Origin of the sequence: Streptomyces sp. NBRC 110028, from assembly GCF_001417735.1 — a bacterium.
In the GTDB taxonomy this organism is placed as follows: Bacteria; Actinomycetota; Actinomycetes; order Streptomycetales; family Streptomycetaceae; genus Streptomyces.
Window position 1 is genome coordinate 167,269 of the sequence record NZ_BBUZ01000027.1, and the last position, 24,143, is coordinate 191,411.

Genomic DNA, 24,143 nt, shown 5'->3' on the forward strand with positions numbered 1-24,143 from the left:
CGACAGGATGTCCGCCTTGTCCGAGAATGGGAAGCTCATGTGCAGCATAGCGTCACGCCCGGACCGTGACGAACGTCAGGTGGGGCCGCGCGTCCGCGCGGACCGGGTGAGCGAGTCCACGACCACGGCGGCCAGCAGCACCCCGCCGGTGACCATGAACTGCACGGCGTCCTGGATGCCCAGCAGCGCCATGCCCGAGGCGATCGACTGGATGACCAGCGCGCCGAGCAGCGCCGACCAGGCCGAGCCGCGCCCGCCGAACATGCTCGTACCGCCGATGACCGCCGCGGCGACCGCATTGATCAGCAGCATGCCGGACCCCGCCGCGCGAGCCGTCGTCGGGCTCGCCGAGGTCAGCCCCGAGGCCACGAACAGGCCACCGACCGCCGCCAGCGTTCCCGACACCATGAACATCGCGATCCGCACCCGCACCACGTCCACCCCGGCCCGGCGGGCCGCCTCCACACCGCCGCCCACCGCGAACACCTTCCGCCCGAAGCGGGTGCGGCGCAGCACCAGATCCGAGCCGAGGACCACGCCCAGGAAGATCAGCAGGGCGAGCGGCACGCCCTGGAACAGGTTGAGCACCTGGGCGGTGGCGAACGTGAGCACCGCCAGGACGCCCGTGCGCACCCCGATCTCGGCCATCGGCCGGTACGGCATCCCGGCGGCCCTGCGCCGCCGCCGGGTCCGCCGCGCGGCCAGGAAGTATCCGGCGGTGCCGACCGCGGCCAGACCGTAGGCGATGATGCCGTCACTGAAATAGAGGCTGGTCAGCGCGGCGACCAGACCGCTCTCATCGATGTTGATCGTGCCGCTCGCGCCCAGCAGGTAGAGGGTCAGCCCGTTCCAGGCCAGCAGCCCCGCGAGGGTCACCACGAACGCGGGCACCCCCACCCGGGCGAAGAAGAACCCGTGCACGGCGCCCACGGCCGTCCCCGCGACCACCGCCACGACGACGGCGAGCCATTCCGGCATGCCGAGGTCCACGTTCAGCACGGCGAACGCGGCCCCCGCCAGCCCGCTGACCGAGCCCACCGACAGGTCGATCTCGCCGATCAGCAGCACGAACACGATGCCCACCGCGACCAGTCCGGTGGCGGCGATGTCCACGCTGAGGCCGGACAGATTGCGCGGCGAGAGGAAGTTGTCGTTCAGGCCCTGGAAGACGAGCCAGATCACGACGAGCCCGAGGACCACCAGCAGCGGGCCGCGCTCACCGACCCGCAGCCCGCGCCGGGCGGCCTCGCCGCCGCGCAGCCGGTGCCGCACCGCGTCCGCGTACCCCCGGATGTTCTGTCCTACGGCCATGCCCCCTCCTCACCCGTCGTGCGGTGGGCCACGGCGTTGTCGGCGGCGCCGGTGATGGAGGAGATGATGCGTTCCTGGGTGGTGGTGGGCACCTCGAAGAGCCCGTTGTTACGGCCCAGGCGCAGCACCGCGACCTGGTCCGCGACCGCCTTGATGTCCCCCATGTTGTGGCTGATGAGGAGCACACCGAGACCCTGGTCGCGCAGCTCCTCGATGAGGTCCAGCAGCTGGCTGGTCTGCTCCACGCCCAGCGCGGCGGTGGGCTCGTCGAGCAGGAGGACCTTGGGCTCGCCCAGCAGCGAGCGGGAGATCGCCACGGCCTGCCGCTGACCGCCGGACAGGATGGCGACGGGCGCCCGCACATCCGGGATGCGGATGGACAGCGTGCGCATCAGCTCACGGGCGCGCCGCTCCATCTCCACCTCGTCGAGGATCCCGGCGCGGTGGACCTCGCGGCCGAGGAAGAGATTGCCGACGACGTCGAGGCTCTCGCACATCGCGAGGTCCTGGTAGACGGCCGCGATGCCCAGCGCCTGCGCGTCATGCGGCTGCTTGATCTGCACGGTGCGGCCCTCCCACTCGATGACCCCCTGGTCGGCGGGGCCGGCCCCGGAGATCACCTTGACCAGGGTGGACTTACCGGCGCCGTTGTCGCCCACCAGGGCGACGACCTCACCGGCCCGGATCTGCAGGTCGACGTCGACCAGCGCCTGGACGCCGCCGAAGCGCTTGGAGACGCCGCGCAGCGCCAGCAGGGGCGGAACCGACACGGGTCAATCACCTCCGTCAGCGGGTGAGCCCGGCCTTCTCGCAGGCGGGCCGTAGCTTGGGCGTGCAGATCTGCCCGATCGTGTACACGCCGTCCTTGACCAGGGTCCTCCTGATGTCGGCTGCCCTCACGGCGACCGGGGTGAGCAGGGAGGCCGGGATGTTCCGGGTGGTGGTGTTGTCGACCGTCGTCCGGGCGATGGAGCGCAGGCTCCGGCCCCGCCCCAGGGCGACGGCCATGGCGGCGGCGGCGTGCGCCTCGGCCTTGAAGGGCTTGTAGACGGTCATGTACTGGTCGCCGCTGACGATGCGCTGCACGGCGTCGAGGTCGGCGTCCTGGCCGGTGACCGGCGGCACCGGCCTGACCCGGGCCGCCTTGAGGGCCGAGATGGCACCGGAGGCGACGCTGTCGTTGACCGCCAGGACGCCGCCGATCCGGTGCGGCCCGAGCGCGGTGATGGCGGCTTGCATGTCGTCGTACGCGTCGTCCGGGCGGTACTCGACGACGTCGTACGACTTGCCGATCCTCACCTCGCCCCGGAGGACGGACAGCGAGCCCTTCTTGAACCAGGCCGCGTTGGGGCTGCTCGGATCGCCGTTCATCATGACGATCCCGCGCCTGTCCCCCTTGGCCCGCAGGGCGTGCAGGAGCGCCTCGGCCTGGAGCCTGCCGACCTGCCCGCCGTTGAACGAGGCGTAGCCCGAGACCGGGCCCTCGGCGAGCCGGTCGTAGGCGACGACCGGGATGCCCGCCTTGTGCGCCGCCTGGACCGAGGAGCGCAGCGACTTGGCGTCGACGGCGTCGAGGATCAGCGCCCCCACCCCTCTGGTGATCATGGAGTTCATCTGCCGCTGCTGGTTCGCCACGTCGTCCCCGGCGTTGGCGTGCTCCACGGTGCAGCCGGGGCACAACTCCTTCACCCGCTTCTCGATCAGCGGCCGGTCGGACTTCTCGTACCGGGGGATCTGCTGGCTCGGCAGCAGCAGGCCGACGGTGAAGCCGCTCCCGTGCGCCCCGCCGTTTCCTCCGCAGCTCGCCAGGGACGCGGCCAGCAGCCCGGCGGCCACGGCGGCGACGGCGCTTCGTGCGCGGGGCGTCCTCATGTCACGCACCCCCTTGCCGGACGCGGGGCCCGGGTTCGGTGTTGCCGGATTCGGACTCACCGGGCTGGGCTTCACCGGGTTGGGCTTCACCGGGCTGGGTTTCACCGGGTTCAGCGTCCCCGGGCTCGCGGCGGGGTACGACGATCTCGCTCCACACCTGCTTGCCGCCGCCGACCGGCACCGAGCCCCAGGACGCCGACATCGCCTCGACCAGCAGCAGCCCCCGGCCACCGGTCGCCTCCCAGTCCGTGACCACCGGCTTGGCGGGCGCCCGCGGGGAGGAGTCGGTCACCGCGACCCGCAGCCGGTCCACGGCGTACGTGAGGTCGAGGCGGACCGCGCCGTGCGTGTGCATCAGCGCGTTGGTGACCAGTTCGGAGACGACCAGCAGCGTCACATCGGCCTGGTCCGTCAGGTCCCACGAGCGCAGCGTGCGCGCGGTGAAGCGGCGGGCGTGCATCACCGCGTCGGGCAGCCGCCACACCAGCCACCCGGCCCGGATGGGCCGGACCCGCATGCCGTCGTACCGCAGGAGCAGCAGCGCCACGTCGTCGTCCCGCCGGTCGGCCACGGCGAGCAGCGCGTCCGCCATCCGGCCGACATCCGTGGACGCGGCGGCCAGCGCGCCGCGCATCCGGCGCATCCCCTCGTCCAGGTGCAGCGTCGAGGACTCGACCAGACCGTCCGTGAACAGCGCGAGGACCGTGCCCGGGGCCAGCGGCTCCGCCGTCATGGGGAACTCCGCGTCCGCGAGCACCCCCAGCGGCAGCCCGCCCTCGACCACCACCTCCTCGGTGGTGCCGTCCGGGCGGCGCACCAGCGGAGCCAGATGCCCGGCCCGGACGAACCAGGCGTTGCCCTCCTCCATGTCCAGCTCGACATAGGCGACGGTGGCGAACAGATCCGCCTCCATGCCCACCAGCAGCCGGTTGGCGTGGGAGACCACCACATCCGGCGGATGCCCCTCCACGGCGTACGCGCGGACCGCCGTCCGCATCTGCCCCATGATCGTCGCGGCGGCGGCGCTGTGCCCCTGCACATCGCCGATGACCAGCGCCACCCGGCTCTCGGAGAGCGCGATGACGTCGTACCAGTCGCCACCCACCTGGAGTCCCCGCGTCGCGGGCAGATAGCGGGCCACGGCCACTCCGCCGGGCAGCTTCGGCAGGCTGCGCGGCAGCAGCGAGCGCTGGAGCATCGTGGCCAGCTCCTGCTCGGCGTCGTAGGTGTGCGCCCGCATCAGGGTCTGGCCGACCAGCCCCGCGGTCGCGGTGAGCAGCGACCGCTCCTCGGGGCCGAACGGATGCGGGGCGTCCCAGCCGATCAGGCACACCCCCGCCACCTGCCCATGGGCCGGGAGCGGCAGCACGGCCAGCCCGCCCGGGCCGATGCCCGCGAGCCCCGGCTCCAGTGCCGCACCCGCCGGCCACAGCCGAGGACGGCCCTCCCGCAGCGCGGCCCGCAGGCTCGGCAGGGCGTGCAGGGATGTGTCGGGCCACTCGGAATGCCACTCCGCACGCCACAGCTCCGGCCACGCGTCGGCCTGCGGCGGATCGAGCCCCACCACCACCAGCCGGTCCGCCTGCAGCTCGGCGAGCGCCACCCGGTCCGCGCCCAGCGGCTCGCCCAGGGCGGCGACCACCACCCGGCTCACGTCCCGCACCGTCATGGCGTCGTCGAGCGCGGTCGTCAGCCACTGCACCCTGGACACGTCGTCGGCGCAGGGGCGCAGCGCGGCGGCGCTGGTGACCACGCCCACCACGCGCTCCGGCCGCCCCGCCGCGTCGGTCCCCACCCGGCAGCTCAGCCGGAGCCAGCGCACTTCGCCGGTCGAACGGCGGATCCGGAACTCCAGCTCGCGGTCCCCGGCCACCTGCGCGGACGGCTCGACGATCGACAGCAGCGCGGGCAGATCCTCCGGCACGGTGTGCGCGAGCAGTGTGTCCACCGTGCCGTCGAAGTCGTCCGGGGCGATACCGACCAGGTCGAGCAGGGTCGCGTCCGCCTCGATCAGGCCGGTGCCGGGCAGCAGGACGAACGAGCCGACGCGCAGGCTCCGCAGTGCGGGGCCCAGCAGCGTGGCCGCCCCGGTGGGGGCCGTGGGACGGGCCGCACCGGCCCCCCGGAGCCGGGTGGTGATCGCGTCGGCGTACCGCAGCAGCAGGGCCCGCTGCTCCGCCTCGAAGCCGTCCGTGGCGCTGCCCACGATGAGCAGACACCCCAGCCGGCTGCCCTCGGTCCCCAGCGGCAGCGCGCCCAGCGACGCACCGGGCCACCGCGCCGCCGACCCGTCCCGCTGGTACGCGGTGAGCGCCGCGGAGTCCAGCCACAGGGGGCGACCGGTGCACAGGGCGTCGGCGGCGGGCGAGCGGTCGGACAGCGCGTAGTGCTCGGGCAGCGCATGCGCAGCCGTGGTGGCGCCGGCCGCCTTCGCGGTCTCGACCAGCCGCAGGCCGTCGCTCCCCTCGCCCAGCACATAGACGGCCGCCAGCGACACCCCGGCGAACGCCAGGACCCGCTCCCTCCCGGTGGGTTCCGGCGCCGGCGACACCGCACCGGCGTTATGGGGCATGTTCCCGTCCGCCTCCCCTCCGTGCCGCGGGTACGGGCAGGTGGAGGTCCCCGGAACACAGGCGGCGGGGGCGGGGTGCCATATCCGGCGAGGCCGGACCGCGCCGCCCAGGAGTGACAGGGCACCCACTCACCAGAATGTCACAGCTCAGGAAAGCCGCAGGGCGGGCAGGACGCCCCCTAGAGCATGCCGACGATGCCGGGCGGGGCGAAGAGATGGCGGGCGCGGTGCTCCAGGGCGAGCACGGCCGGAAGCTTGCCGGACGCGTCCGAGACGCACCGCTCGCACTCCTCGTCGGCCTCGGGCAGCTCCGAGACATGGCGGGTGGCGATGTGCCGGGCCAGCCGGATCTGGGTCGACACGATGGAGTCGTGGGGATCGCAGTCCACCCCCGGCCCCAGCTCCTCCAGCGCGGCGTCCACCAGCTTGGGAGCCTGCTTCATCGCCCGGTACAGCTCGGTGCACTTGCCGCATCCCCACATCCAGGGCGGAGGCAGCGGCCACTCGTCGGCGGGGTCCACGTTCCTGGCGCTCATGCCGTCACAGTAGCGAACCGGAAGGGCACGCACAGTGACTTGGCGTAAATCCCCTCACGAGACGGGCCACGGGCCAGGAACGCGGAACCGGCCGCCGAGGACGCTCTACGGCTTACGGGCGACACCCGCCCAGAAGGACACCTCTTCGTCGGTCACATCGCCGGTCTCCACCCCCGGGTCCCCGGTGGCCAGGTCGGTGCGCCAGCGATGCGGCACCACGAGGCCGGGCTCGACCAGCTCCAGACCGGTGAAGAACCGCTCCACCTCGTCCCTGGTGCGGATTTTCCCCTCGATGCCCCCGTTGTGGTAGATCTGCACGGTGCGCTGGGTGGCCTCGGGATCGAAGTCCGGGGTGATGTGGCTGAGGACGAGATACGAACCGGGCGCGAGCGCGTCGACCAGCTTCCGCACGATCCTGTGCGGCTCCCACGCGTCCGGCACGAAGTGCAGCAGCGCGCACAGGCTCAGCGCCACGGGCCGGGACATATCCAGCACCTCCGTGACGCCCGGGGAGGAGAGGATCGTATCGGGGTCGGCGACATTCGCGTCGACGTACGCCGTGCGCCCCTCGGGACGGCTGGTGAGCAGCGTCTGCGCATGGGCCAGCACGATCGGGTCGTTGTCGGCGTACACCACCCGGCACTCCGGGGCCACCGACTGGACGACCTCGTGCAGATTGGGCCGGGTGGGAATGCCCGTGCCGATGTCGAGGTACTGGCGGATGCCCTGTTCGGCGGCGAGGTACCGGACCGCGCGCTGCATGAACGCGCGGTTGGTGCGCGCCGCGACCATGACGCCCGGCCACAGGGTGAGCACCTTGGCGGCGGCCTGCCGGTCGGCGACGTAGTTGTCCTTGCCGCCCAGGAAGTAGTCGTACATCCGGGCGCTGTGCGGTCGTCCCTGGTTGAGCGGGGTGTTGGGGGGCTCCGGCCCACTCCCGGTCTGGGGTGCTACCCCTTGCGCGGTCACGTGGCGTACTCCTCCGTCTCCGGGCGCGATCCGTGGCGATCGCGGTGCGTTCCTGCCGGGGATCGTAGGCCCCCCGGCGCGGCCGGTTACCCGCGGGTCCGGGTAACCGCGCGCGACGGAACGGCCGTTGACGGGGGCGGTCGGACACCGGCTCACCCACCATCCTTGCGGCAGACCGTGTCCCGCGCGGGCAGTTTCCCGGTCCGCAGATAGTCGTTGACCTGCCCGTACACACAGCGGTTCGGATACCTGCCGTACACCCCGTGCACCCGGGCCCGAAGGGTGATCAGACGGGAGTGCGGCATCCGCCGGTGCAGCCCCTGCCCGCCTGCGTAGCTGGTGCGCGGATCGCCGGTGGACTGGACGATCAGACCGGGCGCGGCGTTCCCGCTCCGTACCGGCGGCTCCACCGGTGCGTTCGGCCAGAACGCACACGGGCTCACCCCGTTGAACATCGGCCCGTACAGCGGTGCTTCGACCCGGCTGCGCTCGACATTGCGCCGGTACCAGGACAGGTCGCGCGGCGCCGCCGCGTCCCCGCACAACAGGGCCAGTTGGAGCGAGTTCTGTACGTCCGACACTTCGTCAGGCGTACCGAGCGCCGACGCCAGCGGCTCGGTGGGCTCCACGGCACGCCCGGCGGCCGCGTCGTGCAGCAGCCGGATGTTCTTCGCGGCGTCGGCGAACCGTCGGTCGTCGACCAGCAGCGCGGTCAGCACCAGCGGCACCTGCTGGCCGTCGGCCGTGTAGCGGCCCACCCGCAGGGGTGTGCGGGCGGCCTGCCGGGCGATGCGCTCCACCGTCGCCCGCACCCGCGCGGGCGTGTCGCCCAGGCCGTAGGTGCCGCTCCGGCGGGACGTCCACGCCGCCCAGGTGTCCAGCAGCTCCTCGTTGGGCGCGGCCGCGTCGCGGAACGCGCGTACGTGGTAGCGCGCCGGGTCCAGCGCGCTGTCCAGCAGCAGCCGGTCGGTGCGGCCCGGGAACATCTTCGCGTACACCGCGCCCAGGTAGGTGCCGTACGAGACGCCGAAATACGACGTCCGCGGCTCACCCAGCACGGCGCGCAGCACATCCATGTCGCGGGCGGTGTTCCGGGTCGTGAAGTGGCGCAGATACGCCAGGCCCTTGCCGTACGCGCCCTGGCAGCCGCGCACCAGGTGGGCCTCGTACCGCGCCTGGGCCCGGAACCCCGCCGCGTCGTACCCGGCGGAGCGCAGCCAGTGCCCGGAGGTGCCGCAGCGCAGCGGGCTGCTGCGGCCGACTCCGCGCGGATCCATGCCGATCAGGTCGTACCGCGCGGCCAGATCCTTGCCCATGGCGGGCGCGTCGAGCAGTGGCATGTCGAGCGAAGCGCCGCCGGGGCCACCGGAGTTGTGCATCATCAGGCCGATGCGGTGCGCCGTGTCGGCGGCCTTGATACGGGAGAAGCCGAGGGTCAGGGTGCGCCCGCCCGGTTTCCGGTAGTCCAGCGGCACCCGGAGGGTGGCGCAGCGGGCCCCGGCCCGGTCCAGCCCCGGGTGATGACATGACGCCCAGTGCGGACGCTGGGTGGTGAACGGGCGCAGGGGGTCGGTATCGGTGTCGGCGGAGGCGGCCCGGGGGGTGGCGAGTTGCCCGGCGAAGGCGACCGCGGTGGCGAGCGCGCCGATGACGGCGGTGCGCAGGGTAGGAGAACGCATGGTGAGCAGGCTCCCGCTCACCGCACCCCGGTCACCATGGAGCGCGCACCCCGCAAAGACGGGGGAGAACCGGATGGCGCGGTCCTCCCCCCTGCTCCCTGCGGATGACCACGGTCTCGATCGCCCGGATACGGAAAGCCAAGCCCCGACCTGGGAGGATGCATCCGTACGAACGCCGGAGGACACTGGTCGTAACGGTCGTCCTGACAGGGAGCCCTTTCATGACCACAGCGCGGGACCTGTTGATCGTCACCATGGACGCGGAGCCCAGCCGCCTGGTGGAGCGGGGCGATCTGTCACTCGCGCTCGCCGGAGCCGAGCTGATCGACCTCCTGGCCGCGGGGGAAGCCGGGCTGGACGGCTCCGGCGAGCACATCGTGCCGGGGCCTGCGGGCGCGCCCGAGGACCCACTGCTGCGTCAGGCCGCCGCGGCGCTCGTCCGGGAGGCGCCGTACGAGTCCATCGGCGACTGGCTGTGGCGCAGGGGCCGCGATCTGTCCGCGGTCTATCTGTCCGCGCTGGAGGCGGACGGGCAGCTCATCTGGCAGCGCAACCGCCACTGGAAGGTGTTCTGGACCCGCGAACTGGCACTGGTCGACACCGACGCCCGCCACCACGCGGCGAACCGCCGCCGGTCGGACGAGCCCGTCCTGGCCGCCCTCACGGAGGCCATCGGCATCCGCGATCAGGACGGCGAGGGGACCGGGGAAGCCCCGAAGGTGTCCGACGACGCGGTGGCGCGCGTGCTCACCGCCCTCGACGACGCGCTCGCGGAACTGGCGGCCGAACGGCAGCGGCGGGACCGGCGGCGCGACGCGGCGGCCGTGGACAACGTCCGCCGCGGCTACTGAACGCGGCTACCGGACCCCCGCGGCTGAAACACCGCGGCTGAAACACCGCGGCCGCTAACCGAACCGGTGCGTGCCCGACCAGCCCGGATCCCCGGTCGTGGCGAAGCGCACCCACGCGCCGTGCATCTCCGCGGCGAGCGACGGCGGGACGTCCGGCCCGAGCAGCCCCTCAGGCGTACGGAGGGCGGGCAGGCCGGTGTTGTCGAACACGAACGGCAGCTCCGCGGTGTGGCAGGCGCCGAACGGGCCGTCCCGCCAGTCGAACTCGTAACGGAACGCCTTGCCGTGCAGCGACGCCAGCCGTTCGCTCGCGTCGTGGAACATCGCGTCGATGGCCGCACTGAGCTGTGGCTGCTGATAGAGCAGTGACTCCTGGGTGTTCGTGCCCACCATCAGGTCCACCGGGGACGCCTCGGGTACGTCGTCGAGCACCACCCCGAACGGGGTGAGCCGCGCCCCTGGGGTGGGCAGTTCGCCCACCGCGGACACCAGCCGTTCGTCGGGGACCTCCGCGAACCCCGCCACCGTCGCCGGCACGCCCAGCCGGCCGGCCAGCTCCCGGGTCGTCTCCGCCGCCTGCGCGCCGCTCACCGTGTGCAGTCCGCCGCTCTGGCTGATGGCGCGCCGGAACAGTCCCGACGCCTCGGGCGTCACCAGCAGCGCGCTGACGATCATCCCGCCCGCCGACTGCCCGAACACCGTGACCCGGTCCGGGTCGCCGCCGAACTCCGCGATGTGCTCGCGCACCCACCGCAGCGCGGCGATCACATCCAGCAGGCCGCGGTTGCGCGGCGCGTCCGGCAGATCGAGCCAGCCGGGGGCGCCGAGCCGGTAGTTGAGCGTGACCAGGACGACGCCGTCGCGGGCGAAGGAGGCCCCGTCGAACAACGGCGCCCGGCCGGTGCCGGTCAGGAAGCCGCCGCCGTGCACGAACACCATCACCGGCGCGTCGCCGCCGTTTTCCCGCTCCTCGGGAGCCCAGACGTTGACCGTCAGATAGTCGTCGCCGCGCACCCAGCCCGGACCCGTGATCGGGCTCAGGTCCAGCGGGAAGCGCCGTACCGGGGCCGGGGCGGTCGGCCCGGGGCCGTCGAGCCCGCGTACGCCGTCCACCGGAGTCGGCGCCGCGAACCGCGCCGCGCCGGTCGGGGCGGCGGCGTACGGGATGTTACGGAAGACCTTCACCGCCATGCCGCCCACTCCTTCACCGCGAAGCGGTCGCCGTCGCGCCGTACTTCGGCCGCGCCCGCGCCGGGGAAGTGCGCGGGGAACAGCAGGGCGCCCTCGTCCGCCGCCGACTCCAGCAGGCGGCGCCGGGCGATCCGGGCCCGGTCCTCGTCCTCGTCGAAGCACGGGCAGTCGTCGGGCTCGGCGAGCTGGAGCGGGCTGTGCAGCAGGTCGCCCGCGAACAGCGCCCGGTCCGTGCCCGACCGCAGCGTCACGACGGCGGAGCCGGGCGTGTGACCGGGGGCGGGTTCGAGGCGCAACCGGGCGTCGATGTCGTAGTGCTCGCCCTCCCACAGCACGATCTGCCCCGCCTGGTGCACCGGGGCCACGCTGTCCTCGAACACGTTCGCCATGCGCACGCCCGAGCGGGTGTTGTGGCCGTTCTCCGGGTTCCAGTAGTCGAAGTCGGCCCGTGAGATCACATACCGCGCGTTGGGGAAGGTCGGCCGCCACTCGCCGTCCACCAGCGTGGTGTTCCAGCCGACGTGGTCCCCGTGCACATGCGTGCAGATCACCGTGTCGACATCCTCCGGCCGCACCCCCGCCGCGGCCAGCTCGCCGAGGAAATTGGTGTTCAGCTGGTGGAAGAGCGGCATGTGCGGCCGCTCGCGGCCGTTGCCGATGCCGGTGTCGATGAGGATGGTCCGGCCCTCGCTGCGCAGCACCCAGGTCTGGATCATCGTGCGCACCTCGTCGGCGGCCAAGTCCAGGAACTCCGGTGCCAGCCAGCTCTCGTGCGCCCGCCAGTGCTCCATGGGCACGTCGGGAAAGATGATGTCGCGGGGGAGGCCCCTCGGGGACAGTTCGACCACGCGGGTGATCTCGATGTCGCCAAGCGTCATGGTGTCCATGTGTCCAGCCTGCTCCTCGCCCGGGGCGGGCGGTATCCGTCACATGACTGCACCGGAGGATACAGTCGAGTGATGACCATGGTCGGGAGGGAGAGCGAGCGCGCGGCCGTGCTCGGCGTGACGAGCGGCGTGCTGATCGTGACGGGAGAACCGGGCGCGGGCAAGAGCACCCTGCTCGCCCTGGCGGCCGACCAGCACCGGGGCCGGGGGCGGGTGCTGCGGATGACGGGCAGCGAGAGCGAGGCGAACCTGCCGTTCGCGGGCCTGCACCAGCTGCTCCGCCCGATCCTCGACGACACCGCCCGCCTGCCCGCCCACCAGCGCGCGGCCCTCCTCGGCGCCATCGGCGCCGAGGCCCCGGACGGCGGGTCCACCGGCGGTGGGGGCGCGGGCGTCGGCACCGGAGCCGACGAGCGCGGGGCCACCGGCGGCGGGGGAGCCGGCCCTGCGACGAACGGCCCCGGAGCCACCGACCCCCACGCCACCGACCCCCTCCCGGACTCCGATCGCGCGGGCACCAGCCCTCCCGACCGCCTGCTGCTCGGGGTCGCGCTGCTCGCCCTGTTGTCCGATCTGGCCCAGCGCTCGCCCCTGCTCGTGCTGGTCGACGATCTGCCGTGGATCGACGCCGGCTCGCTGGAGGCGCTGGCGTTCGCCGCCCGGCGCATCGACGGCGAACCCCTCGCCGTACTCGCGGGGGCCAGGGACACGGCGGGCGCGCCGGTCCCGTCGGCCTTCTCCGGGTTTCCCACGCTCACGCTGGGCCCGCTGGACGCCTCCGCCGCGGCGCGGTTGCTGGACCGGCAGCCGTATCCGCCCACCGGCAGCCGCCGGATGCGCATCCTCGACCAGGCCGCCGGAAATCCGCTGGCCCTGGTCGAACTGGCCCGGGCCTACGACCCGCAGGCCCCGGACCCCACCGCCGAAGACCTCCTGCCGCCCACCGACCGCCTGATGCGGCTCTACGCCGCCGACCTCGACGCCCTGCCGGCCGACACCCGCCACGCCCTGCTCCTGGTCGCCGCGGACGAACGAGCGGTGGCGGACCGGATCGAGGCGCTGGCGCCGGCCGAGGCCGCCGGACTGCTCCGTATCACCGGCGGCGGCGACAGCGCGCGGGCCCGCTTCCGGCATCCGCTGATCCGGTCCGCGATCTACCACTCCGTACCGCTGGCCGCCCGGCGCCGGGCGCACCGCGAACTCGCCGCGTCGCTCACCGGCGAACCCGACCGCCGCGCCTGGCATCTGGCCGCCGCCGCGGAGGGCCCGGACGAGGAGATCGCCGCCGCGCTGGAGGAGTCCGCGGGCCGGGCCCGGGAACGCGGCGGATACACCGCCGCCGTCACCGCGCTGGAACGCGCCGCCGAGCTGAGCCCCGCACCGCTGAGCCGCGCCCGGCGCCTGGTGGCGGCCGCCCGCGAGGCCGTCGCCACCGGTCAGCCCCACTGGGTGCGCGAACTCGCCGCACGGGCCCGCGCCCTCACCGACGACCCGGCGCTGGTGGCCGAGGCGTCGCTGCGAGTGGGGCAGGTGCTCACGCTGAGCGCCGAGCACGACACCGCGCTGACGCTGCTGACGCGGGCGGCGGATGACCCCCGGCTGCGCCGGACGGCCATCGTCCTGGCGTCCGTGGCCGGTTTCTACTCCGGCGACGAGGAGCACCGGCTGTCCGTACGGGCGCGGGCACAGGGCGATCCCTGGACGCTCACCGTGACCGACCCCACGCAAGCCCGCTCCGAACGGGTCGCGGCGCTCCCCGCGCTGGTGGAGCGGGCGGACGGCGACCCGGCGTTGCTCAACTCGCTCGGCGCGATGGCGTGGCTGCTCGACGAGACGGCCCTCGCGGTACGGATCTTCGACGACGCCCTCGACCGCTGGCGGCTGCGCGGCGCCCTGCCCACCGGTCTCGGCTGCACGGCGGGGTGGGCGTACCTGGACCACGGGCTCTGGGCACAGGCCCGGCTCGCCGCCACGAGCACCGCCCCCTCCGTCGCCGGGCTGCCCCACCTCGAGGCCGCCGTACGGTCCCTCGAGGCCGCCCCGCTGGCCCTGACCGGGCGGACCGCCGAGGCTCGTACGGCCGCGTCGGCCGCCCTGTCCCTGGTCGACCCGCACCGCAGCCGCGCGGTCGCCGTCCGCGCCCGCTGGGCGCTGGGCATGGCCGCCGTCGCCGAGGGCGACCAGAGCACCGCGTACGAACAGTTCCGCCTGCTGTTCACCGCCGACGGCGACCCCGTGCACTACGCGTGCTCCCACGCCGGAATCGCCGAACTCGCCGCCGCGGCCGTACGCACCGGCCACCACGCGGAGGCCGCCGCCATCGTCGAACGCACCGAGAGGCGGCTCGCCGACCCCTCGCCCCGGATGCGCGCGCTGATCCACCGCGCCCACGCCCTGCTCGACCCGGCCCGGGCGGAAGCGCGCTTCGCCTCGGCGCTGGCCGACCCGGCGGGCCGCCAATGGCCCTTCGAACGCGCCCAGATTCTCCTGGACCACGCGGAATGGCTGCGCCGCGCCCACCGCATCACCGACGCCCGCCCCCTCCTCCACACCGCCCTGGAGACATTCCGCCGTCTCGGCGCCCACCCGTGGACCGAGCGCGCCCAAGCCGAACTCCGCGCCGCCGGCGTCGACGCGGTCCCCACCGCCCCGGACGCCCTCACCTCCCTCACGCCCCAGCAGCAGCACATCATCCGCCTCGCCGCGAAGGGCCTGAGCAACCGCCAGATCGGCGAACGTCTCTTCCTCTCCCCCCGGACCGTGGGCTCCCACCTCTACCGCAGCTTCCCCAAACTCGGCGTCACGGCCCGCTCCCAACTCCGCGACGTCCTCGAGGCATCCGGTCAGTCGTAGACCTCGCCGCGCCTACGTGGCCTGAGCGTCAACTTCCACACCAAGACCGCCGGAAAGCTGAGCAAGGCGAAATCGCATCACCGTCGCACGCGTGGGCGTGACAGCATCGCGGAGGCCATCGACCCGGTCGCGGACAAGGCCATGGACGTCCTGGAGAAGGCGCTCAAGACCATGGGCGACCACGTCAGCACCAAGCTGCCCAAGGCCGTCAAGCAGATCTCCACCGACAACAAGCACATCGACATCGACATCGGCGCGACCTCCGGCAAGAAGGGGCGCAACGACGACGGCCGGCAAGCCCCCAAGCGGGGCAAGGGCGGCGCCTCCCACCTCAAACCCAACTCGCTGCGAGAAGCCAAGGAAGACCCGCGAGGCAAGGGCGTCCCGCTGAACAAACGGCGGTGCGCGACCGACCCGGTCGACATGGCCAGCGGGGAGGTGGTGATGTCCCAGACGGACCTCTCCCTCCCCGGCGTACTGCCGCTCATCCTGCGCCGCACGCACAGATTCGGCTACCGCTACGGGCATTGCTTCGGCGCGAGCTGGGCCTCGACGCTCGACGAGCGGCTGGAGGTGATCCCCGAGGGAGCCGTGTGGGCCCGCGAGGACGGTTCGCTCCTCCTCTACCCGGGCCTGCCACGCGACGAGGGTCGGCCGGACGGCGCTGGGCGACGTCACCTACGCGGTGAGCGACCCGCGCTCCGGCCTGGCCCGGCGCTTCACCGGCAACGCCTACCATTCGAGCGAGCTGTACTGGCTCCGCGAGATCGAGGACCGCAACGGCAACGCCATCCAGATCAGCCGCGACCAGGACGGTCTGCCCACCACGGCCCTCCACGAGGCCGGGTACCGCGTCCTGGTGACCACCGACGAGGACGCGCGCCGGGTCACCGCACTCGCCCTGCACACCCCCGACGGGCCCGTCCGGTTCACATCTTTCGGCTACGACGACCGCCGCAACCTTGACGCGATCACCAACTCCTCCGGCGCGCCGCTGCGGTTCACCTACGATGACGCGGGACGCGTGACCTTGCGGACCGACCGCAACGGCTACACGTACCAGTACGCCGTCCACTTCTGCTGGGACGGCAGCGTTCTCGCGGAGCAGACGGACCCGGCCACCGGCCTCACCCTCACCTGGGACTACGAGGGCTACCGGCCGCTGGCCCAGCTCGAACGCCGACTGGACCCCGATTCCGCCCAGTCCGAGGTGGACAGCCGCTTCTTCGCCATCGTCACCGACCTCATCGGCGCTCCCACGGAGCTGGTCGACGAGTCCGGCGAGATCGCCTGGCTCGGGCGGTCCACCTTGTGGGGCGCGACATCCTGGAGCCGCGACGCCGTCGCGTACACCCCGTTACGGTTCCCGGGCCAGTACGACGACCCGGAAACCGGCCTCCACTACAACTACCAAGGGGTGTACGGATGACGGCGGGTGGTACGGCGGGCTTCAGCCTTCCAACCCGAAAGACAGCCACGGCAGTCCGCGCTATCCCGTCAAGATGGAGATCAACCACATACCGCCCAAGGCGGCGTGGAAGGATATCACCGACCCGGGCTTCTACCGGGCGGGTATAAAGCACAAGTATCAAGAAGTCAGACACGGCCCGGCCATCCGGATGGAGAAGGCGGAGCATGAAAAGCTGCGCAGTTCCGGTTTCAGCCGCGAAGCACAGGCATGGCAGATGTGGCAGCGGGACCTGATCGCTCAGGGGAAGCTCACCGAAGCCATGAAAATGGGTATCGACGACATCAAGCTCCAATTTCCCGGCAAGTACGACAAGCACATCGAGGATATGGTGGCCACCCTGAAGGACAACAAGGAGCTTCAGGACATGCTCGCAAACCACGGCTGGTCGATCGATGCCGCTGCTCCGCTCAAGTGACCTGACGTCGAAGGAGTGAAGGTGGAAATCGAACTGTTGCCGCACGTCGGTGTCGCGTCCTTCCGGATCGGCATGTCTTTCGACGAGGCGATGGCCCTGGCCCGGGAGTGGGGCAGCGTCGAGCTCAGCTCGCCCGATGAGCGGCCGCCCGGAAAGTTCGTCGTCGTGCATGAGGAATCGGAGCTCGATTTCGCGCTCATTTTCAGCGAAGGCGACAATCTCGGCGAAATCGAGGTGCGGCGCTTCCAGAACGAGGGTGCCGACGTACGGGTCATGCTCGACGGCTTGGACGTCTTCCGGACGTCACATGAGGAGCTTCAACGGCAACTCGGCGAGCGCGGGCACCAAGTGGAAGAGAACGACATGGGCTTCGACGCTGTGCCGGACCTCGACATCATCCTCGCCAATGACAGCAGCTACGAATACCCCACGGACGAGGACGGATATCCCCTCTACTACGACTATGTGCTGGACCGGATCACGTCCTGAACACGCTCGAGCGGCGGTGAGTCCGGTGTGGACGTCGATGTCGCACAGAGCACGTAGGCATCGACCGCGCCCGCGATGCCCAGGCCACCGCGCAGCGTGCCAGTCGGCCAGGCGGAGAACGCCCGGACCCGGGTCGGCGGTGAGATCGGCCGCGTCCGCCACCGCCCGGGTCTGGTCCGCCGTGATGATCACGTTGAGCAATGTGATTCAGGTGCTGGCGGGGCGAGGCGTGGTCGCTGATCGTGCGGGTGGTCTGGGCCGTCGCGTGCGGCGTCGTCCTGATCCCGCTGAACCCCGAAGCGGGGGAGAAAAGAAAAACCCCCGGCTGCCTTGAGCCCGGGGAGTTCCCCTGCGTATATTGGGGATTTGTGTGCCTGCGCGCAATCGAGGCACATGGAAACTCGATGACGTCATCATATCCAGCGGGAGTTGAATTGTCAAACGCTGAATTGCGTCAGGAGCAGGAATTCATCGACCTGCTCCATGCGCGTCTCGCCGAACTGCGGGCCGGGGCCGAGGAGGCGGTGAGTGACGCCTTGTCGATGGAGGGGCGGAACTTCCAGGCGCGGCTGGAGCGCGATGTGCTGGTGGCCGAGCGGTCCGGGCTGCTCGCCGCGTTCGACGCGGGGGAGAGGGGGCTGTGCTTCGGGCGGCTGGCGTTCCGCGACGGCCGCGACCACCACATCGGGCGCATCGGCATCCGGCGCGACGACGCGGAACGCACCCCGCTGGTCATCGACTGGCGGGCCGACGTGGCGCGCCCGTTCTACCTGGCGACCGGGCACACCCCGATGGGGCTGCGCCGCCGGCGGCACATCACCACCGAGCGCGGGCGGGTCACCGCCCTGCACGACGAGATCCTGGACCTGTCCGACACCGTGCGGACCGGGCACGAGAACAGCGACGCGGACGCCGTGCTGCTCGCCGCGCTCGACTCGGCCCGTACCGGCCGGATGCACGACATCGTGCAGACCATCCAGGCCGAGCAGGACCGGATCATCCGCGCCCCGCACCACGGTGTCCTGGTCGTGGAGGGCGGCCCCGGCACCGGGAAGACCGTGGTCGCGCTGCACCGCGCCGCCTATCTGCTGTACGCGCGGCGCGAACTGCTGGCCCGCCGCGCGGTGCTGGTCCTGGGGCCCAACCCGGCGTTCCTCGGCTACATCGGCGAGGTGCTGCCCGCGCTCGGTGAGACCGGTGTGCTGCTCGCCACGCTCGGCGAGCTGTTCCCCGGGGTCACGGCCACCGGCACCGACACCCCGGAGGCTGCCGAGGCCAAGGGCCGCGCCACGATGGCGGACGCCCTGGCCCGTTTCGTACAGGACCGGCAGGCGTTGCCCGACCCGGAGATCGTGATCGACCACGACGACGGTGACCTGGTCCTGGACGCGGACATCGTCTCCGCGGCGCGGGCCCGGGCGCGGGAGACCCGGCTGCCGCACAACCTGGCCCGCCCGCACTTCGCGTTCCTGGTCATCGACGCGCTGACCGCGCAGCTGACCGAGCGGATCGGAGCGGATCCGTACGGCGGCCCCAACCTCCTCGGCCCGGACGACATCGCCCAGCTCGGCAAGGCGATCGCGGCCAGCCCCGAGGTGCACGCCGCCATCGACGAGCTGTGGCCCGCACTCCGCCCCGAGCAGCTCGTCGCGGACTTCCTCAGCGACCCGGTCCACGTCTCCGACGCCGACGCCGCCGCGATCCGGCGTACCGGCGGGGAGTGGACCCCGGCGGACGTGCCGCTGCTGGACGAGGCCGCCGAACTGCTCGGCGAGGACGACTCGGCGGCCCGCGCCGCCGCCGAGGGCGCCCGGCTGGAGCGCGTCGAGTACGCGCAGGGCGTGCTCGACCTCTCCTACGGCTCGCGTACCCAGGAGTTCGAGGACCGCGAGGACGACGACTCGGAGGTGCTGGCCGCTCACGACCTCATCGACGCCGAACGCCTGGCGGACCGCAACGAGGAGGCCGACCACCGCAGCGCCGCCGAACGCGCCGCCGCCGACCGCACCTGGGCCTTCGGTCACATCATCGTCGACGAGGCCCAGGAGCTGTCCCCGATGGCGTGGCGGCTGCTGATGCGCCGCTCCCCAACCCGTTCCATGACGCTGGTCGGCGACCCCGCGCAGACCGCGGAGCCGGGCGGCTGCGGCTCCTGGTCCTCGATCCTCGCCCCGTACGTCGGGGACCGCTGGGAACACACCCGGCTCGGCGTCAACTACCGCACCCCGGCCGAGATCATGGCGGTCGCGGCGGAGGTGGCCCGTACCGCGGACCCCGGCTTCGAACCGCCGCGTTCGGTCCGCGCCACCGGCGTACGCCCGTGGGCGCGGCACACCGCCGACCTGCCGGGCGCGGTGGCCGCCGCCGTGGCGGGGGAGTCGGGGACGGAAGGCCGCCTCGCGGTGATCGCCCAGCCCGCCCACCACGACGCCCTGGCGGCCGCGCTGCCGGACGCGTCCGCGGGCCGCTCCCCGGACCTGACCAGCCCGGTGGTGCTGCTCACCCCGCGGCAGGCCAAGGGGCTGGAGTTCGACACGGTGATCGTGGCCGAACCGGCGGAGTTCGGGACCAGCGACCTGTACGTGGCGCTGACCCGGGCGACCCAGCGGCTGGGCGTGGTGCACACCGGGACGGTGCCGGAGAGTCTGGCCGGGCTGTCCGAACAGCAGGACGCCGCCGTCGCGTCGCCGGAGCGGTGAGCCGGGCCGCGGTGAGCCGGGCCGCGGTGCGGGGCGCCGGGGCCCGGCGCGGGGGCGTGGAGACACGGCGGTGCGCGCCGCGCCGCCTGCCGGGCCCCGGCCGGATCGCCCGCGCCCCGCGGGCCGTTGACCTCGCCCCGGGCAGGGGGACGCACGGCGTCGGCGTGCTGAACGCCGGGCGACACTGCCACGGCTGCCGGACGAACCCCTGGTGAGCGGCACCGCCGATTTGCCCCGGGCCGGGAGCCGTGTGCGACAGTGGACCGCCCCGCTCGGCCGGGCGCGCCCGCGCGCGCAGCCGCCGATGGGCTCCCCCTACCTCAGCAGGACAGTCTCCGGTCGCGCCCGCACGTGTCCGGGCTGTCGTCGTCCCCTCCACTACGTCCTTCCTGAGAGCAGAGATGCTGGCAACGACTCTTCCTCCCCGGACCACGGACCTGTTCGACCAGGGCCTGGAGTTGCGACCCGGTGCCGCGCTCCTGCGTTTCGGCGCGGCCCGGCAGCGACCGGCCGGCCGTTTCAGCTGGTCGGGCGAGGGCGCCGCGGCATGGCTCGACGACAGCCGTGGCCACGTGTGGACCGTCGGCGGCGCGGAGGCCGCCGCCGGGCTCGTCCTGCGCGCCGCGCAGCGCCGTCCCGAGGAGGTGCGGGAGTTCACCGGGCCGCGCGGCACCGACGCCCTGGTCGCCCGCCATCTGCCGGTGGACGCCGTCGTCGAGTGGGCGTTCCGCTGGACGGTGGAGGAACCGCCCGTGCAGCGTGGCGAGGATCGCGTGGTCATCCTCGACGAGAGCCACCACGACGAACTGCTCGCCTTCCTCGGGGAACACAGCCCCGCTTACTCCACCGGACCTGGCTCCGCGCATGTGAGCCTGTGGTGTGCGATCCGTGATGACGAGGGCCGGATGGTGGCCTGTGGCGCCCTGAGCAGCCTGCGGGACAGCGGCGCCCCGCTGATGGCGTCCGTCGCGACGGACGCCGCCCAGCGCGGTCAGGGGCTGGGCGCGGCGCTGACGTCGTGGCTGACCCGGTACGCGGTGCGCCGTCACGGTTTCTGCACACTGTGGCAGCTCGCCGACAACGTCCCCGCCGAACGGCTCTACACCCGCCTCGGCTACCGCAACGAGGACCCCTGCGTGGCCGCCCGGATCACATCCGACTGATCGCGGCACACCTCATGACAACCGTCACACCGGCCCGCGGAACGAACGGGGCGCAATAGTAGATACCCGCTCGGCGACATCGGAGACTTTTCGCCTCTTGCCGACATGTCGTATCCGGGTTCGCCACGGGTCCGGTGTCCTGTCCGGCCACAAGTCCACCAGGGATTCCGGCGGCAGGGCACCGTCACATCTCCTTCACAGGAGCGGCGCAGCACACCCAGGTGTTCCTTCGCAAGCGCCGGTCGCGCTACGACCCCCGGTAGTAGCGAACGTTTGTTGCAGTGGTTTCGGCGCGGCCCTCACAATGACGGCCCACACCGCGCCTCGGCAGTCCTGGCATCGCTGCGTACAGAGTCGGCCGTACATGGGGGAGGGCGTGCCGTGACTACCGAGTGAGGGACACGCATGAGCAAGCACCGGACCGCCAAGACGCACCGCCGGAAGACAGCCGTCGCCGCCGTCGCGGTGGCCGCCGTGGGTGTGCCGTCCGTCGCGATAGCGTGTCTGAACGGGCCGGACGACAAGGCCACCAAGGCCAGTGGTGTGGAGACCACCGCGTCCGCGGGGCAGGAGCAGGGAAAGCGGTGGCACGAGAAGAAGAGCCACCACGCGGAGAAATCGGCGTCGCCGAAGCGGTCGAAGGAGACGAAGCGGGCGAAGGAGGGGCGGGCGTCGCGGTCGGCCTCCGCCACGCCGAGAGCCCGCGCGACCGCCGCCCCCGCCACCACCCTGTCCGCCACCGCTCCGGCGGCGGTGAGGTCCAAGGCCCCGGCCACCACGGCCGCCACCAAGGCCGCCGCCTCCCCGTCGTCCGCGGCCTCCAGCGCCCAGGGCCAGGTCGTGGACCTGGTCAACAGCGAGCGCGCCAAAGTGGGGTGCTCGCCGCTGAAGGTGAACGCGAAGCTCACCAAGGCCGCCGAGGTCCACAGCGAGGACATGGCCGGGCACCGCAACATGTCGCACACCGGCTCCGACGGGTCGTCGCCGGGCGACCGGATCGAGCGCGCGGGCTACTCGTGGAGCACCTACGGTGAGAACGTCGCCTACGGCTACAGCTCGGCCAAGAGCGTGATGGAGGGCTGGATGAACAGCTCCGGCCACCGGGCGAACATCCTGAACTGCGACTTCAAGGAGATCGGCGTCGGCCTCGCCCGGCCCGGCAACTACTGGACGCAGGACTTCGGCGCCGCTCGCTAGTGCCGCGTCAGTCAGGGTTTGCCCGGTAGCGAGGCGTCCTGGTGCGGTCAGCTGCAAGGCGCCGGATCGGCCTCGTAGTGGGCCTACTCGGCTGATTCGGCAACGCCGCAGATGGCCGTGCCAGGGCGGCGAGCGGGGCGAACCTTGGCTGACGCGGCACTAGCGCCCGCCCGCCCCCTCTCGTCCCCGCTCGCCTTCTTGCGGTTCGCGCCGAGTTCGCGTTCCCGGGCCCGTTCGCGGATGCGCACCATTATGGTCGGGTGCCATGGACGTGGCAGGTGTCCTCGACAGGGTGACCCGGGCGGTCGTGGCCGTGCGTCCGGTGGCGCGGGCCACGGAGCCGCGGGCCCAAGAGCCGTGGCGGCGGCGCCGCATGGCCGTGGCCGTCGTGGTCGTCGTGGCCGTGCTGCTCGCGCAGATGGCCGTCGCGATGGTGACCGCGGCCGTGGAGCAGACGCCGACCATCGACGAACCGGTGTACGTCGGCGTGGCCAAGACCTACCTGCAGGAACACAGCCTGCGGTTCAACCCCGAACACCCGCCCCTGGGCAAGCTGGTCATCGCCACCGGGCTGCTCTTCGCCCACGCCCGCCTGGTCCCCGGGTTCACCGGGGACCAGGGGGCCCTGGGACGGCGTCTGCTGTACGAGTCGGGCAACGACCCCTGGCAGGTGATGCTGTGGGCGCGGCTTCCGGTGATCGTGCTGACACTTCTCTTCGGGCTGGTCGTCTTCGCGTTCGCAAGGGATCTGACCGGCCCCGTGGGCGCGGTGGTGGCGCTCGCCCTGTACGCCTTCTCGCCCGATGTCATCGCGCACGGGTCGCTCGCCACGCTCGACGTACCGATGTGCGGCTTCCTGCTGACCTCGGTGTGGCTGCTGTGGCGGGCGCGCCGCCGCCCCTTACGTCACCTGCCACCCGCCGGGGTGGCGCTCGGCGCGGCCGTGGCCACCAAGATGAGCGCGCTGCCCGCGGTCCCGGTGCTGACGCTCCTGGCGGTGCTGTCGTACGCGTACGCCCGCCGCGGCGCACCCGGCACCGGACGGCGCGGTACGCCGCGCGTCCTGGCGCTGGGGGTGGCGGGCGCGATGGGCATGGTCCTGGTCGCGCTCGCCGTGGTGTGGGCCGCGTATCTCGCCGTGGACCCACGGTTGCGCTGGACCACGCCCGGCGATGTGCCGGCCGTCCATGGGCTGCGCGGGCTCGCCGTCGACCTGTTGCCGGTCCCCGAGCCGTTCCGCGACGGGATGCGCGTCCAGTTCGGCTTCGAGAACCAGCTGTGGCGCGGCTTCCTGTTCGGCCGCCAGTACCACGGCTCGCTCTGGTACTACCTGCCCCTCGCGCTGCTGGTGAAGACGCCGCTGGGGATGCTCGCGCTGTGGGCGGCCGGTGCCGTCGCGATGGTGGCGGCGCCCCGGCTGCGGCCCGCCGCCCCGTACGTCCTGGTGCCCGCGGGCGTGCTGCTGGCCGTGGCCATGAACGGAGCCCGTGACCTCGGCGTGCGGTACGCGCTCTTCCTGCCCATGTTCCTGGCGGTCGCCGCGGCCGGGGTGGTCACGCTGCGGTGGCGAGGGGCGTTCGGCGTGACGGCGGCGCTGGTGGTGTGCGTGGCGGTCAGCTCGCTGCGGACGTCCCCGTACTACCTGCCGTACGCCAATGAGGCGTTCGGCGGCCCGGCCAGGACCCATGTGTATCTGCACGACTCGAACGTCGACTGGGGGCAGGATCTGGGGCGGCTGGCCGACCGGCTCCGGGAGCGCTACCGGGACGAGCGGGTGTGGCTGGTCTACAAGGGCAGCGGCGTGCCGTCCGCGTACGGCATCCACGCCCGCGACCCGCGCCGGGTGTCACCGGGCCGGGTGCGCGGGCTGCTCGTGGTCTCGGACTCCTCGGCCGCCGGGGCGCGGGGGCGGCTGGCGTCGCTGATCGAGCACAGCCGGCCGGTCGACGAGGTCGGCCACTCCATCACCGTCTACCGGCGGACCTGAG

Annotated in this window: 19 protein-coding genes and 1 pseudogene; 10 read left to right on the forward strand and 10 right to left on the reverse strand. The window is 72.6% G+C overall.

The genetic code is table 11. From position 1 onward, the window contains the following. Positions 1-75: 75 nt before the first annotated feature. The 7 genes from ASC60_RS17925 to ASC60_RS17955 all read right to left on the reverse strand — a co-directional run bounded on the left by ASC60_RS17925 (position 76) and on the right by ASC60_RS17955 (position 8,939). Positions 76-1,311: a sugar ABC transporter permease gene (locus ASC60_RS17925; RefSeq protein WP_055552068.1), complete on the reverse strand. Its 1,236-nt coding sequence runs from the start codon at positions 1,309-1,311 to the stop codon at positions 76-78. Then, the gene (locus ASC60_RS17930) at positions 1,302-2,081 is read right to left on the reverse strand and encodes an ATP-binding cassette domain-containing protein (RefSeq protein WP_199830985.1); all 780 of its coding nucleotides are present in this window, start codon (positions 2,079-2,081) and stop codon (positions 1,302-1,304) included. The genes ASC60_RS17925 and ASC60_RS17930 overlap by 10 nt, the downstream gene beginning before the upstream one ends. A gap of 16 nt (positions 2,082-2,097) precedes the next feature. Then, on the reverse strand, positions 2,098-3,183 hold the full coding sequence (locus tag ASC60_RS17935) for a substrate-binding domain-containing protein (protein ID WP_055552070.1): 1,086 nt from the start codon (positions 3,181-3,183) through the stop codon (positions 2,098-2,100). Between the two features lies 1 nt (position 3,184). Then, positions 3,185-5,755, reverse strand: coding sequence for a SpoIIE family protein phosphatase (locus tag ASC60_RS17940; protein ID WP_234356998.1), 2,571 nt, complete (start codon positions 5,753-5,755; stop codon positions 3,185-3,187). A 179-nt stretch (positions 5,756-5,934) separates the two neighbouring features. Next, positions 5,935-6,291, reverse strand: a complete 357-nt coding sequence (locus ASC60_RS17945) for a hypothetical protein (RefSeq protein WP_055552072.1) — start codon at positions 6,289-6,291, stop codon at positions 5,935-5,937. 105 nt (positions 6,292-6,396) lie between these two features. Continuing rightward, positions 6,397-7,260, reverse strand: coding sequence for an SAM-dependent methyltransferase (locus ASC60_RS17950; protein ID WP_055552073.1), 864 nt, complete (start codon positions 7,258-7,260; stop codon positions 6,397-6,399). A gap of 152 nt (positions 7,261-7,412) precedes the next feature. Next, a complete protein-coding gene (locus ASC60_RS17955) occupies positions 7,413-8,939 on the reverse strand; it encodes an alpha/beta hydrolase (RefSeq protein WP_055552076.1) in 1,527 nt (508 codons plus the stop codon). Between the two features lie 221 nt (positions 8,940-9,160). Between ASC60_RS17955 and ASC60_RS17960 the strand changes: the two genes are divergently transcribed. After that, positions 9,161-9,790, forward strand: a complete 630-nt coding sequence (locus tag ASC60_RS17960; RefSeq protein WP_055552077.1) for a GPP34 family phosphoprotein — start codon at positions 9,161-9,163, stop codon at positions 9,788-9,790. 54 nt (positions 9,791-9,844) lie between these two features. On the opposite strand, the gene ASC60_RS17965 is transcribed toward ASC60_RS17960, so the two are convergent. Both ASC60_RS17965 and ASC60_RS17970 read right to left on the reverse strand, forming a co-directional pair. Then, positions 9,845-10,981, reverse strand: coding sequence for a carboxylesterase/lipase family protein (locus ASC60_RS17965; RefSeq protein WP_055552079.1), 1,137 nt, complete (start codon positions 10,979-10,981; stop codon positions 9,845-9,847). Continuing rightward, the gene (locus ASC60_RS17970; protein ID WP_055552081.1) at positions 10,972-11,868 is read right to left on the reverse strand and encodes an MBL fold metallo-hydrolase; all 897 of its coding nucleotides are present in this window, start codon (positions 11,866-11,868) and stop codon (positions 10,972-10,974) included. The genes ASC60_RS17965 and ASC60_RS17970 overlap by 10 nt, the downstream gene beginning before the upstream one ends. Before the next feature lie 72 nt (positions 11,869-11,940). Between ASC60_RS17970 and ASC60_RS17975 the strand changes: the two genes are divergently transcribed. Beyond that, a complete protein-coding gene (locus ASC60_RS17975) occupies positions 11,941-14,721 on the forward strand; it encodes an AAA family ATPase (protein WP_055552083.1) in 2,781 nt (926 codons plus the stop codon). A gap of 12 nt (positions 14,722-14,733) precedes the next feature. Here ASC60_RS17975 and ASC60_RS41700 read toward each other — a convergent pair whose 3' ends face one another. Continuing rightward, entirely contained in the window at positions 14,734-15,018 is a 285-nt protein-coding gene (locus ASC60_RS41700; protein ID WP_159043282.1) for a hypothetical protein, read from the reverse strand. A gap of 126 nt (positions 15,019-15,144) precedes the next feature. Here ASC60_RS41700 and ASC60_RS44095 point away from each other — a divergent pair. From ASC60_RS44095 to ASC60_RS18015, 8 genes and pseudogenes are all read left to right on the forward strand, one after another. Further along, a pseudogene (locus ASC60_RS44095) lies at positions 15,145-15,333 on the forward strand (DUF6531 domain-containing protein); the annotation flags it as partial. Positions 15,334-15,406: 73 nt separating this feature from the next. Further along, complete coding sequence (locus ASC60_RS42960; RefSeq protein ID WP_055552087.1) at positions 15,407-16,150, forward strand: RHS repeat domain-containing protein; 744 nt, start codon at positions 15,407-15,409, stop codon at positions 16,148-16,150. Positions 16,151-16,223: 73 nt separating this feature from the next. Then, positions 16,224-16,607: a hypothetical protein gene (locus ASC60_RS17990; RefSeq protein WP_055552089.1), complete on the forward strand. Its 384-nt coding sequence runs from the start codon at positions 16,224-16,226 to the stop codon at positions 16,605-16,607. A gap of 21 nt (positions 16,608-16,628) precedes the next feature. Further along, the gene (locus tag ASC60_RS17995; protein ID WP_055552091.1) at positions 16,629-17,096 is read left to right on the forward strand and encodes a hypothetical protein; all 468 of its coding nucleotides are present in this window, start codon (positions 16,629-16,631) and stop codon (positions 17,094-17,096) included. A 404-nt stretch (positions 17,097-17,500) separates the two neighbouring features. Continuing rightward, positions 17,501-19,795: an ATP-binding domain-containing protein gene (locus ASC60_RS18000; protein WP_234356999.1), complete on the forward strand. Its 2,295-nt coding sequence runs from the start codon at positions 17,501-17,503 to the stop codon at positions 19,793-19,795. Between the two features lie 401 nt (positions 19,796-20,196). After that, positions 20,197-20,958, forward strand: coding sequence for a GNAT family N-acetyltransferase (locus tag ASC60_RS18005; protein WP_055552095.1), 762 nt, complete (start codon positions 20,197-20,199; stop codon positions 20,956-20,958). Between the two features lie 405 nt (positions 20,959-21,363). Further along, complete coding sequence (locus ASC60_RS18010; RefSeq protein WP_055552097.1) at positions 21,364-22,155, forward strand: CAP domain-containing protein; 792 nt, start codon at positions 21,364-21,366, stop codon at positions 22,153-22,155. A gap of 265 nt (positions 22,156-22,420) precedes the next feature. Beyond that, positions 22,421-24,142 carry a glycosyltransferase family 39 protein gene (locus ASC60_RS18015; RefSeq protein ID WP_055552099.1) on the forward strand — a complete coding sequence of 574 codons (1,722 nt, stop codon included), beginning with the start codon at positions 22,421-22,423 and terminating at the stop codon, positions 24,140-24,142. The last annotated feature ends 1 nt before the right edge of the window (position 24,143 follow it).